At 46.5% G+C, this 11,695-nt stretch carries 11 protein-coding genes; 5 read left to right on the top strand and 6 right to left on the bottom strand.

Going from position 1 to position 11,695, the window contains the following annotated elements; genetic code table 11:
* Positions 1-5: 5 nt before the first annotated feature.
* From ABYT30_RS01985 to ABYT30_RS01975, 3 genes are all read right to left on the bottom strand, one after another.
* On the bottom strand, positions 6-668 hold the full coding sequence (locus ABYT30_RS01985; protein ID WP_373095011.1) for an acetyltransferase: 663 nt from the start codon (positions 666-668) through the stop codon (positions 6-8).
* Positions 665-1,780 carry a DegT/DnrJ/EryC1/StrS family aminotransferase gene (locus ABYT30_RS01980; protein ID WP_373095009.1) on the bottom strand — a complete coding sequence of 372 codons (1,116 nt, stop codon included), beginning with the start codon at positions 1,778-1,780 and terminating at the stop codon, positions 665-667. The genes ABYT30_RS01985 and ABYT30_RS01980 overlap by 4 nt, the downstream gene beginning before the upstream one ends.
* Positions 1,781-2,177: 397 nt before the next feature.
* A complete protein-coding gene (locus ABYT30_RS01975) occupies positions 2,178-2,837 on the bottom strand; it encodes a hypothetical protein (RefSeq protein WP_373095006.1) in 660 nt (219 codons plus the stop codon).
* Positions 2,838-3,130: 293 nt separating this feature from the next.
* Between ABYT30_RS01975 and ABYT30_RS01970 the strand changes: the two genes are divergently transcribed.
* The 5 genes from ABYT30_RS01970 to ABYT30_RS01950 all read left to right on the top strand — a co-directional run bounded on the left by ABYT30_RS01970 (position 3,131) and on the right by ABYT30_RS01950 (position 8,628).
* Complete coding sequence (locus ABYT30_RS01970) at positions 3,131-4,315, top strand: outer membrane beta-barrel protein (RefSeq protein WP_373095003.1); 1,185 nt, start codon at positions 3,131-3,133, stop codon at positions 4,313-4,315.
* Positions 4,316-4,387: 72 nt separating this feature from the next.
* Positions 4,388-4,951 (top strand): polysaccharide biosynthesis/export family protein, encoded by a 564-nt coding sequence (locus tag ABYT30_RS01965; protein ID WP_373095000.1) that lies wholly within the window; start codon positions 4,388-4,390, stop codon positions 4,949-4,951.
* A 7-nt stretch (positions 4,952-4,958) separates the two neighbouring features.
* A complete protein-coding gene (locus ABYT30_RS01960) occupies positions 4,959-7,133 on the top strand; it encodes a GumC family protein (RefSeq protein WP_373094998.1) in 2,175 nt (724 codons plus the stop codon).
* Positions 7,134-7,169: 36 nt separating this feature from the next.
* Positions 7,170-7,904, top strand: a complete 735-nt coding sequence (locus ABYT30_RS01955) for a tyrosine-protein phosphatase (protein ID WP_373094995.1) — start codon at positions 7,170-7,172, stop codon at positions 7,902-7,904.
* Positions 7,905-7,980: 76 nt separating this feature from the next.
* Positions 7,981-8,628 carry a hypothetical protein gene (locus ABYT30_RS01950; RefSeq protein WP_373094993.1) on the top strand — a complete coding sequence of 216 codons (648 nt, stop codon included), beginning with the start codon at positions 7,981-7,983 and terminating at the stop codon, positions 8,626-8,628.
* Here ABYT30_RS01950 and ABYT30_RS01945 read toward each other — a convergent pair.
* From ABYT30_RS01945 to umuD, 3 genes are all read right to left on the bottom strand, one after another.
* Positions 8,607-9,116 (bottom strand): transglutaminase-like cysteine peptidase, encoded by a 510-nt coding sequence (locus tag ABYT30_RS01945; protein ID WP_373094991.1) that lies wholly within the window; start codon positions 9,114-9,116, stop codon positions 8,607-8,609. The two genes, ABYT30_RS01950 and ABYT30_RS01945, sit on opposite strands and share 22 nt — an antisense overlap.
* A gap of 583 nt (positions 9,117-9,699) precedes the next feature.
* Positions 9,700-10,968: a translesion error-prone DNA polymerase V subunit UmuC gene (umuC, locus tag ABYT30_RS01940; protein WP_373094988.1), complete on the bottom strand. Its 1,269-nt coding sequence runs from the start codon at positions 10,966-10,968 to the stop codon at positions 9,700-9,702.
* A complete protein-coding gene (gene umuD / locus ABYT30_RS01935; RefSeq protein WP_373094986.1) occupies positions 10,968-11,396 on the bottom strand; it encodes a translesion error-prone DNA polymerase V autoproteolytic subunit in 429 nt (142 codons plus the stop codon). The genes umuC and umuD overlap by 1 nt, the downstream gene beginning before the upstream one ends.
* Positions 11,397-11,695 lie beyond the last annotated feature (299 nt).

Raw genomic sequence — 11,695 nt, 5'->3', positions numbered from 1 at the left:
GCATTTCATTTGGACATTACCCGAGCTGGGTTACCAATAACTGTTGCGCCATCAGGCACATCCTTCGTCACAACAGCACCCATCCCAACAATGGCACCCGTTCCAATTCTGAGCGGTTTATCCGCCGCCCCCTGCCTGATCATCGCATTTGTACCTATATATGCGTAATCTCCAATATGCACGCGACCAAGGCAGTTAACACTTGGCGCTAAAGTGACGAAATCACCAATCACACAATCATGCCCTACAATCGCATTGAAGTTTGCCTGAAAATAACGTCCAATCCGAATATTTGAGGTTACTGCGGTGAAAGGGCAAAGGATCGAACCATCAGCAATTTCATTGGCCTCGAGTATAACCGCTTGTGGAGCGTGAATTTGTATGACTTCAGCACTACCACCTACAGCTTGCACAAGCTCCTCTCGTGCACGGCCGTCACTAACGGCTACATTAAAATATTTATGCCCAGGTAGCTTAGAAAAATCAGTTAAGGACACTAATGGGTAGCCATTCACCGTACTGACTTTAGGCTCCCAAGTTTCTACAAAATACAGCTCTATCTCTTCGGAAGAACAATTTATAGATTTACTTACGCTAGCGCGGACGTATGGCATTACCTCCCGCGCAAAGCCACCTGCCCCCATCAAACCAAAATGAATTCTTTTCACAATACATCTCCACACTTAAGCACTTCGATAATTAGCCTTAAGTCTGCTTGGCTTAATGCCGGATAGATCGGCAAGCAGATAACCTTTTTAGCGGCCGTATTCGCCACTGGTAAATTTTCTGGGTCCGCTGAGGGTATGTTTCTATACATGGAAAAATCAGTGATGAGCGGATAAAAATACCGTCTAGCAAAAATGCCATGTGCTTTCAGCTTTTCATAAAGCTCGTCTCGACTGAGCGGATAATCGTCTTCTACCAATATCGGAAAATACGCGTAGTTAACCACCTCTTCGCCTGAGTTTTTCAAACTACGAATGCCCTTAACAGCTTCGAGTTCACTTCGGTACGTTGCGTCAATCTCTTTACGACACGCCAGAGCGCCATCAATATGCTTGAGCTGCAACACTCCGAAAGCGGCATTGATCTCACTCATTTTACCGTTGATACCGGAGGCCACTACCGTGGTTTCATCAACAAAACCAAAATTTTTGAGTCTATCGATAGTTAACTTAGTCTTGGCATCGGGACAGATGATGGCCCCACCCTCAAAAGTATTGAATACCTTTGTAGCATGGAAACTCAGAACAGAAAGGTCACCATGGCGCAACACACTGCCACCTTTGTCTTTTACACCAAAGGCATGAGCGGCGTCATAGATAAGCTTCAGGTTATAGTTGTCAGCAATCTTCTGGATAGCTTCGACATCACAGGGATGTCCATAACAATGCACTGGCATGATCGCTGTAGTCTGAGGTGTAATAGCCGCTTCGATCTTCGCAGGGTCTAGATTAAGGGTTTTAGGATCCACATCCACAAATACAGGGGTAATCCCGTTCCACAACAGGGAGTGCGCAGTAGCCACGAACGAATACGGCGTAGTAATAACTTCCCCAGTGATTCGCAAGGCTTGCAGTGCCGTAACCAAAGCAATTGTACCATTGGCAAACAAAGCTAGGTGCTCAACACCCAGATAGTCACAGAGAGCTTTCTCAAGCTGCTGATGAAATGGGCCGCAATTTGTCAGGGTTTTACTGGCCCATATTTCTTCTAAGTAAGGTATGAACTCCTCCAGCGGAGGAAGGTAGGGCTGTGTAACGAAAATCGGATTGGGCATGAACAACTATACTCTTTAATTAATAACTGGCACCTAAAACGCGTACTGCATGTAGGTTCAACAACTTTTAAGCAACAACCAAATTCACGATTAATACTCTACCAGCTGCTAGTTACTGGCGCTCAAACATCTAAAGTCGCCCGTTGGACACAAAAATCTAAGCCTTTCTAGACCAGCAGTTGATGAGGCGCTTTTACGGAAATGGATATGGCCAGAGCTTATTTGTCAATAGGAGCTTTACCAAACCAGTTTTGACCTAACCAACGAGCAAATATACATCGGCTAGATCCACAACACTTCGGAGCCACATCGAAAACCGGAACACACCCAGCTTGTAAAAAACGCCGAATTAGCGCCCAAAGGCAGCCAAGCTAACGGATATCAAATAAAGCTATTGTTAGCTCGGACTGGCAGCCCCATTAGTATCCCCGCCACCACTCTTGGTCTTATTATTTCCGGGCGCAGCTTTAGATGGCCCGCTAGCAGTTTGATCACTGCCTCCGGCTTTATTCGCCGCCTGTCTGCGACCATCGCTGGCACCTGAGTTGATCGCCGCACTCTGCTCAGGCGCAGCCTTAACTGCTGCTCGCACGATCTGCTCCGCCAATTGTGGCTGCAGGGCCACAGCTGCAGCCACAATTGAGCGCGCGTAGTTTGGCGCAGCGGCGACCGCAGCGGCGACAATTTCGACTGCTTGCAAAGGTGCAGCCTTTACTGCAGCTGCAACAGCTACTGGCGCCATCGCTGGAAGCGCCTTAACTATCGATTCAGTTATTGCAACAGCAAAATCGGGAAACTCCGCTACCAATGTACCCACTAGACTTGCAACTAGCTCAACATCAACGGCCGGCCTTTTTGCAAGTAATTTAGCGGCTACAGCAGCAATTTGCGCCGGCTCAGCCTGCAAAAACGCAACGTACTCTTCTTCTGTCAAGGCGATTCCTGCCTGGTTTAACGCCGTTACAGCCGACTGATCAGCCATTGCAACTGATGAAAAACAGACACACACGGCCGAAAATGCCCAGACAGCCGCTAGGTTTCTAATTATTTTTCTCATTTCAGACTCCTAAAGCACGTCACGAAAAACGCGCGATCAATGCATACGCATGGGCTAGTTGAATTATTTATGGCTTACTATTACCGATTGGAAGCTAGTCTATAGAATCTAATATACAAATGCATTACACTGAGAAATATTATTTTTTGTACAAAACCGCCAAAAATCGTAGCGCGAAGGGATTCAATATTTTAATTCTTTAAATTAGCATACCTTATCGCGATAGATGGCAGATTGCTTAATTCCCACAACAATTAAAGACTCCTAAAAACGCAAAATCATGGGGAAATGAAATGAAGAGCAGCATGATTTGCTGCGTTACACTGCTTGCATCTCTTTGCTCAGCAGCAAACGCAGACTTTCAGTTAGAGGATGGCGATCATTTTCTATCGCTGCTTACACTTGGCGCTCGCCACGATGACAACATCTCCCAAGACCCGAAATCACAACCAAGAGACTCGTCGGCGATAGCCATCGTTCAGCCTGCGTTCCTGTTTAAAGTAGGCAGCCCAAAGGTCTCGTTCGACGGCGCCTACACACTGACCAATGAGTCCTATGAGTATGATTCTAAGGATAACCATACAGACCACCAACTTCTGCTAGGCAGCCAATTTGCTTTTAATGCCAGTAACAACGCATCACTATCCTTCGACTATATTGAGAAGCAAGACATCAGAACTAGTATCAACCGAGCGGCCACCGATGAAGAGGTAGGTGACGAATCACGCTTTACAAATTTAGCAGGCCGATATCGCCTCGGTGCTGATACTGCCCGCGCTCAGCTTGAACTAAATCTCGGCGCAAGTAATCTTAGCTATTTAAACAACCTTGACACACTGTCCCAAAACAGACTAAAAGAACGCGACATGATTACCCAGGGCGGCACCTTTTACGTCCGGGTTGCCCCCAAGACGAGAATCTTACTCGAAGTCATACGCACCGACTTTGACTACGAAGACGCAAAAAGCCTACTAAACAATAATGCCACAAAATACTATGCCGGCGTGACCTGGGAAGCAACGGCCAAAACAAGCAGCTACATCCGCCTCGGCCAAGAAGACAAGAATTTCGATAGTGCCAATGCCATAGATACCTCTGAGCCAGCTTGGGATATAAATATTACGTGGCAACCAAGGAGCTATTCACGGATTAACCTTACAACCGGCAAAGGAGCAGCCGAAGGTAGCGTGAGATCTGATGTCATTGAGACGACAAACACCACTCTCAGCTGGACCCATGACTGGTCCTACCAAATTGAATCCCAGCTAAGCTACAATTCGATCAATGAGGATTATAAGGGCAAGGCGTTCAATGGGCGTAAAGACGACACCAATACTGCGTCGGCCGCCCTAATCTATAAAATGACTCGGAATGTGGAATTTAGCGGCAGATACAGCCGAAAAGAGCGTGAATCTAACTCGCCAATAGAAGAGTTCGATAGCAATATTGTAGAAATTAGCGTGACTTTCGCGATTTAAGGCATACTAGGCGCTTACTGGAACTATATCGTTAGCCACCTAAGCTCTCAAACTGGATCTGAAAAAAAAACAATGCAAAGACTTTTATCCTATATCTTAGTTTGTTTATCGTTAGTTGCCGCAGCACCTATTTTAGCCCAAGAAACCTCAAAAACAGCAGGCACGAACCTAGATTCCATTTACCGGCTTGGTGCGGGAGACTTGCTCAGCGTACAAGTATTTGGCGAGCCCGACCTAAGTTTCGCAGAGATCCGATTAACCGATGCAGGAACGTTCTCATACCCCTTTTTGGGCGAAGTTCGAGCCAAGGGATTAACAAGCGCGGAAGTTGAATCTACAATTAAAGCCAGCTTATTGGGTGATTACCTAATTGACCCAAAAGTCACGGTACGAATTCTCGAATACCGGTCGTTTTTTGTCAATGGCGAAGTTAAAAAACCCGGGGGCTACCCCTTCACCCCAGGCTTAACATTACGCAAAGCTATTGCAATTGCGGGAGGCTTTACCGAACGCGCGTCTCGAAGCAAGTTTTATATCATTCGAGACAATGACAATAAAAGAAAGCCCGTTCGAAGCTCCCTAGACTCCAACATCTACCCCGGCGATATCGTCACCGTTGACGAGAGTTTTTTTTAAGCGACCTATGAATATGCAATCGAATAATCAACGCCCTGTCGTCGCCAATCAACTTGATTTACTCCATATTTGGAGCGTACTAAATCAAGCAAAGTGGAGCATCCTTTTTTTAACGATAGCAGTAGTCATGCTGAGCACACTCGCGGTGTTATCCGTACAGCCGGTTTTTAGAGCAACTACAACACTGCTTATTGAACCCACTAAAAACAAAATGGTATCTGCAGAAGAGCTATTTGGCTTAGACACCTCAAGAGGGGAATATTTGTCTACGCAATTTGCCCTCCTAGAAAGCCGCGAACTATTGAAGACAGTTGTCAAAAAGCTTGGATTGACTAAACAACAAGACTTCACAGTGGAGTCGGAAACCCACTTCAATCTCGACTCCCTTATTAAATCGCTAAAGTTAAGTGAATATTTGCCGTTCATACGGCCTAGCGACCTCGCCCCCGCCGCCCCACCGACATTAGATGAACAAATCGATTTCACGCTCAAAGCGCTCCAGCGGCAGGTGACAATATCACCATTAGCAAAAACACAGTTGGTTCGAATTCATGTTGACATGACCAACCCGGACATAGCTGCGCGAGTGGCCAACAGCATAGCGAACAATTACATTAGCGGTCAGCTTGATGCTCGGCTCAGCATGCGTGAAACGGCAACCTCGTGGATGTCAGAACGCTTGATTGACCTTAAGGACAAACTTAAAAATTCTGAACGCCGCTTGCAATTCTACCGAGAGAAAGAAAATCTTGTGGATCTTGAAGGTATAACGACCTTGTCTGCAGATACCTTAAGTAGCATCAGCAGCCGCCTCACTGATGCCAGAAAGGAACTTGCCAGCGCTCAAAGTGAATTCCAGCAGGTTAGCCAAATTCACCGCGATGATCTAGAAAGGCTCAGCTCTGTACCAGCTGTACTGAGTAATAGTGGGGTACAACAATTTAAAACCGAGCAAGCCAAAGCAATTTCAAAAGTGCAGGAACTTTCGCGCCGTTACGGCCCTAAACACCCTACGATGATTAGCGCGCAATCAGAGTTGGCATCTGCTAATCAGAGTTTACGTAACCAGGTTGGCCAAGTTGTTTCTAGTATTGAGAAAAACTACTTATTGGCGAAAGCGAATGAGGAGTCGCTAAGCAGCTCTTACAATAATAACAGGAATGAAATAAAAGAAATTGCAAAAAAAGAGTTCACACTACGAGAGCTTCAACTCGAAGTTGATACAAACCGTTCCCTTTACAATACGTTTCTCGGCCGCCTGAAAGAAACCTCGGCTACAACCGATATGGAAATGGCCAATGCAAGAATTGTTGACCCAGCTACCGTGCCAAGCGTTCCAGTTAAGCCAAAGAAGGCGCTTATTGTAACGCTCTCTGCATTACTAGCACTCATGATCGGCGTCGGGATAACACTGCTGTCTGACGCACTTGGCAATACCTTTAGCAGCGTTAAACAAATCGAAGATTACCTGAACCTGCCCGTTTTTGGCGTGATTCCCTTTGTAAAACGCCAAAAAAGGAAGGCGCTAACAAAGTCTTTCATTAACACCCCAAAAGGTGCATTTGCTGAGTCAATCCGCGGGCTGCGCACAAGTACATTGCTGGCAACCAACGATGACAACCAGCAGCTTATTTACATAACCTCGTCTGTCCCAAGCGAGGGTAAGAGCATTATTGCTAGCAATCTAGCGCTAGCCCTTGGACAGTTAAAACAAACACTTTTGGTAGACGCAGATATGCGGCAACCGGTGCTCGGCAAAGCCTACGATTTACCAGTTGGCTCGCCCGGATTAGCCAACATACTCACAGGTACTGCAACTATAGAGGAATGCTTGTATGAAAAAGATGGCATACACATTATAAGTGCGGGTGCAGTGCCGCCGAATCCGCTGGACCTACTGTCATCGCCTCAGTTTGCTGAATTTATCACTCAAATGCGCAGCCGCTTTGATTATATTGTAATTGACACACCACCCATACAGGCCGTTAGCGACGCTCTTGTATTAGCCAAGAACGCCGACATTTTATTACAAGTGGTGCGCAGTGAATCTACTTCGAGAAAAATCGTGGAATCAAGTATTGGTCAAATGTTGCAAAACAGGCTGCGGGTTTCAGGTATCGTGTTTAGCCAAGTTAACGACAAAAAAAGTAAGTACTATCGATACGGAAAATACCATAGCTAATTAACAAGGGGTTGCTCATCACCATCTGGTGTATAAATGATTGATATCCACTGCCACATCCTTCCCGGGATCGATGACGGCGCTCAAACAATAGAGGATTCTTTGGCTCTGGCAAAAGCCGCCGTTGAAAATGGAATTACCCACGCCGTTTGCACGCCCCATATCCATTTCGGTCGCTACGACAACACAGCAGATACAATCGCGCTTGCCTGCGAAAACCTACGACGCGCCTTAAATGAGCACAACATCAACTTGGTCATTGGTGCTGCAGCTGAAGTCAGATTTGATGTTGAAATAATAAGTGCGATCGAACGCAATGACATACCCTTTCTCGGTAATTGGCATGGCAAGAAAGTTCTCCTTTTAGAGTTCCCACATGGCGCAATTCCGATGGGCAGCGCGAAGTTAACCCGATGGCTACTTGACCATGGAGTTTGCCCCATGATCGCCCACCCAGAGCGAAATAAAAGTTTACTCGAGCGGCCAGGTCAACTGGCACCGCTTCTGGAGCAAGGTTGCTTACTGCAGGTGACTGCCGCATCACTAACCGGAAATTTTGGTCCAAAATCCGAGAAAATGGCGCTATCGCTTGTCGCCGATGGCTTGGTAACCGTAGTTGCCTCAGACTCTCATCACACCAAACGGCGACCCCCGCTACTCCGCCAAGCCTACGATATTGTATGCAAGCGCCAAGGCTATGCGACTGCGCAAGCGCTAATGATCAGCAACCCTTGGGGAATCACCAAATCTCACTTCCCCATCTCAGGCTGATCGAATGATAGAAACACAAAAACGAAGACCTACGCTCTGGATCTGCATTTGCTTATTTTGCATATTGTGTTTAATTATGGGCGCACGCATTTCAATCTCTTCACTATATTCACGCCAAGCTGAGCATTTCCTTAGCGACTGGATGTTCCGCAAAGAGGAACCCCAACCACAAGCTTGGTCTATCGCCTACCGCGCTATTGAGCGTGCAATTAATTGGTATCCAGTAGTAAATCCAAATCTATTGATCAATCGCGGCCGCATCCATGACTGGCGCGATTACAAGAAGCAAATAGGCGACCCGGTTGCGGCCGAGTCACGCTTACTTGCTTTAGCGGACTATCGCCGTGCAGCGAAGCTTCAGCCAAGCTGGCCCTATACATGGATCGATATCGCACTAGTAAAAACCCGGCTAGGTATCATTGATCAAGAGGCATTAGATGCCTTGCAAAACGCATTCAACGCTGGGCAATGGCGACCTGATGTATTACTCAAAATTACCGAAACAGGGGTTTTTGCTTGGGAGATGCTTCCTACTCGAGGTAAAAAAATCGTCATTGCGTCGATTGATCGGGGGCTGGCGAGCAACTCAAATACGGCAGGGCTCGTCGCCAAATCCCTCGAACAGCTTGAGCAACGAAGCTCTATCTGCAATCGCTCAATTAATGAGTACGCCTATCTTAAAAAATGGTGTAACCGCCAGGGCTATGCCGACAAGTCCACATAGAACCAGCGACCATCTTCCAAACCCGCCTTGTGCCATTTATATCCAACTCGTTCAAGATCGGTATTTGACATCACTCTAGAAAAACGCACATCGAGAATCCAACCCTCCATATACAAAACGCAGTGATATTGTTCGGTTTCTGTCCAGCAAGTCAACAACAAACTGCCGTATACCCCTTTAGCCTGCAGCAGTTCTCTGCACAGCAAAGCATGATCTTCACAATCTCCACGCCAACCATTGCTCTCGCTCGCAGGAATCCAGTAGTCGCTCTCGCCGTAAGTCGATGAGTCCGAATCATACTGAAATTTATCATTTACACGTTGTAGGACTTTGTCCAAAACTGGCTTCAAATCTTCAGGTGAGCCCTGAAGTTGCGCTAAAAGCCCCGTTTTCGCTCGAAATGGCTTAGGCGGAGTTGCACACCCTAATAAAAACAGGGCAGGCACAAACAAAAAGTAAAGTGAAATTTCTCGGCGCGTGATTAGCATGCTCGACGTACTTTATGGGTAGACAATTATGTAAAGGTAAAGAATAGACTATCGCCCGAAAACGACAAGGCAACGCCTGAAAATCCTAATTTTATTATGCTGGAATATGAGAGGGCTCTATTGTATAGGGAATCCTATCTGCCGGCTCTCAAGGTCTCTAGGGAGGCTACCCAATTACCGCTACGCGCCACTCTTATATAGAGGCACTATTCGCTTCGCCAAAACTGCGTCGCTGTACCCCAACGGAGCGGGTGCTTCATCTCCAATCAGGTACGTGCCGCTACTCCCAGTATTTGCGCAACCTATGCACGCAACCATCGTAAGGGGTAACAATATTGCCAATCTTGATATTCTTATGCACTTCTCGAATACGTTACTAGTAATAGCCACTTTTCACTCCCCATCTGCACTCCCACGTGCAGTATGGGGATAGCTTACGTAACTGAGTAAAAGCTTATAATTGGGGATATCCACCGATCGATAAATACAAATACGTATCGGCAGAAAGCGATACTAGCCGTCTCAACGCAGCGTTAATCTGACAAACACAGCCTAGAAACTCAAAACAGACATAGAATTACAACTAGACCAAAGGAATATCACACCACTGAGTGGTATAGCTAGGTGATAAGTAGTCACGGTGCATGGCCCATCTCTGCTTGATTCCCTGCGCCGCTAGGAACACCTGGCCATGTCGACTTTTGTTAATATTGTCGAGTGTTGCCATTAATTTGGCTCTATCTGCTGTGCCTTGTGGCGAAAATAGATCTTCCTGAATGGTGTCTTTTCCATATAAATCCGAAAGCATTACTCCTGCTTTGGCGTACCTGTAACCCGGTCGCCATATTTTGCCTAATAGGCTATTAGCGACCTTGCAAAGTACCGAGCTGTCATCTGTTGGGACGGCAAGTGTTGTAGATGCCATATTGTTATATGGCGTTTCATTTTGGTTAAAAGCGCCTGTTCGTACAGACACGGTAACTTGTTTTGCCAGCTGGCCACTTGCACGTAGCTTTACACTCGCACGAGCAGTGTAGCTTGAGACTGCTTCACGTAACTGTGTTAACTCTTCAACCCTTGTGCCGAAGCTTCTCGAGCAAACTATCTGCTTTTTAGCACTGACAACATCCTCAAGGGCTAGACATGATTCGCCATTCAATTCACGAGCCGTGCGCTCAAGAACGACCGAAAACTGCTTTCGCAGCGTCTTTAGATCAGCCTCTGCTAAATCTAGTGCTGTATGGATATTGAGATCATGTAATTTTATCGAAAGCTGTCTTCCAACGCCCCATACATCACCAACCGGTGTTAACGCTAATAGTTTTCGTTGACGGTGACGATCAGTGAGGTCCACTACGCCACCGGTGGCTGGATAAGCTTTAGCTGCATGATTGGCTAGTTTTGCTAATGTCTTCGTCGTTGAAATACCCACGCACACAGTAATTCCAGTCCAGTTCTGTACACGCTCTCGAATAGCCTGGCCATACGCGACTAAATCTATGTTTCGCTCCATTCCGGCCAGCGACAGAAATGCCTCGTCGGTGGAATAAACTTCAACGTCTGGGGCTATATCCCCAAGGACGGACATCACCCTATGGGATAGATCGCCATAAAGCGCATAGTTCGATGAAAAAACAACAACCTTCTTCTGCTTAACCATTGCAGATATTTGATGGAACGGAACGCCCATTTTAATGCCCAGTAGTTTTGCCTCTTTAGACCTAGCGACAACGCAGCCATCATTATTCGAGAGTACAACGATTGGCGATCCACGGTATTTGGGCTGAAATAATGTCTCACAGGACGCGTAGAAATTATTGCAGTCTACTAATGCAAAGACGCTTCCACTCATTAGCGACGTATCGTCCTAATCACGTTTGTTACCACGCCAAAGATTTCTAAGTCGCTGCCGGAACCAATTTCTATGGCTTCATAGGCGGCGTTTCTCGGAATGAGTTTGGTCGTTGGCTTTAGGGCGAGTTCCTTTACTGTCATTTCCGAATCAAGACAGGCGATAACGATATCTCCATGAACTGCCTTTAAAGATCTGTCTACGGCAAGTATGTCATTCGGGTAAATACCGGCATCACTCATAGAGTCACCTTGCACGCGAACAAAAAATGTTGCGGCGGGATGTTTTACACATAGCTCATTGAGATCGAGCGTACGCTCTATATAATCCTGCGCCGGAGATGGAAATCCAGCTGAAATCCGGTCGAGAAATAGGGGGATAAGTTGACGCTTAAATCGAGCGCCCCGGCTAATTAATGAAACGTCCATAGTTGCCTCTGATTGCATAACTGGTTATATATACAGTATTATGAATCGCTATATTCAGGCAAGTAACTTCAGCGGAATTATCACCGCTGCGTGATTGGGTTCTGGCTTAGCAATACATGGATGTTCATGTTTTAAGGAAGGTTAGTGGTAGTAAACACTTACAGTCAGCTGTAGCGCCGCCCACAAAATTGTAATCAATCGAGGTATTTAGTGCTGTATTGGCCAAGAGCTATCAGGAACGTCGCCGCAATCTCTCTGGTATTCATTAGCCAGGGGCTCTACGCACACCCTGGCGGAGT

Origin of the sequence: Zhongshania sp. (assembly GCF_041623545.1) — a bacterium.
In the GTDB taxonomy this organism is placed as follows: domain Bacteria; phylum Pseudomonadota; class Gammaproteobacteria; order Pseudomonadales; family Spongiibacteraceae; genus Spongiibacter.
The sequence above is the reverse complement of the archived record's forward strand: the minus strand, read 5'-3'. Positions and strand labels throughout refer to the sequence as shown.

Coding starts and splice junctions, on each gene's coding strand:
- umuC (WP_373094988.1), bottom strand. CDS start 10,968: ATGAGTGGAAGCGTCTTTGCATTAGTAGACTGCAATAATTTCTACGCG.
- ABYT30_RS01965 (WP_373095000.1), top strand. CDS start 4,388: ATGCAAAGACTTTTATCCTATATCTTAGTTTGTTTATCGTTAGTTGCC.
- ABYT30_RS01960 (WP_373094998.1), top strand. CDS start 4,959: ATGAATATGCAATCGAATAATCAACGCCCTGTCGTCGCCAATCAACTT.
- ABYT30_RS01955 (WP_373094995.1), top strand. CDS start 7,170: ATGATTGATATCCACTGCCACATCCTTCCCGGGATCGATGACGGCGCT.
- umuD (WP_373094986.1), bottom strand. CDS start 11,396: ATGGACGTTTCATTAATTAGCCGGGGCGCTCGATTTAAGCGTCAACTT.
- ABYT30_RS01970 (WP_373095003.1), top strand. CDS start 3,131: ATGAAGAGCAGCATGATTTGCTGCGTTACACTGCTTGCATCTCTTTGC.
- ABYT30_RS01980 (WP_373095009.1), bottom strand. CDS start 1,780: ATGCCCAATCCGATTTTCGTTACACAGCCCTACCTTCCTCCGCTGGAG.
- ABYT30_RS01950 (WP_373094993.1), top strand. CDS start 7,981: ATGGGCGCACGCATTTCAATCTCTTCACTATATTCACGCCAAGCTGAG.
- ABYT30_RS01945 (WP_373094991.1), bottom strand. CDS start 9,116: ATGCTAATCACGCGCCGAGAAATTTCACTTTACTTTTTGTTTGTGCCT.
- ABYT30_RS01975 (WP_373095006.1), bottom strand. CDS start 2,837: ATGAGAAAAATAATTAGAAACCTAGCGGCTGTCTGGGCATTTTCGGCC.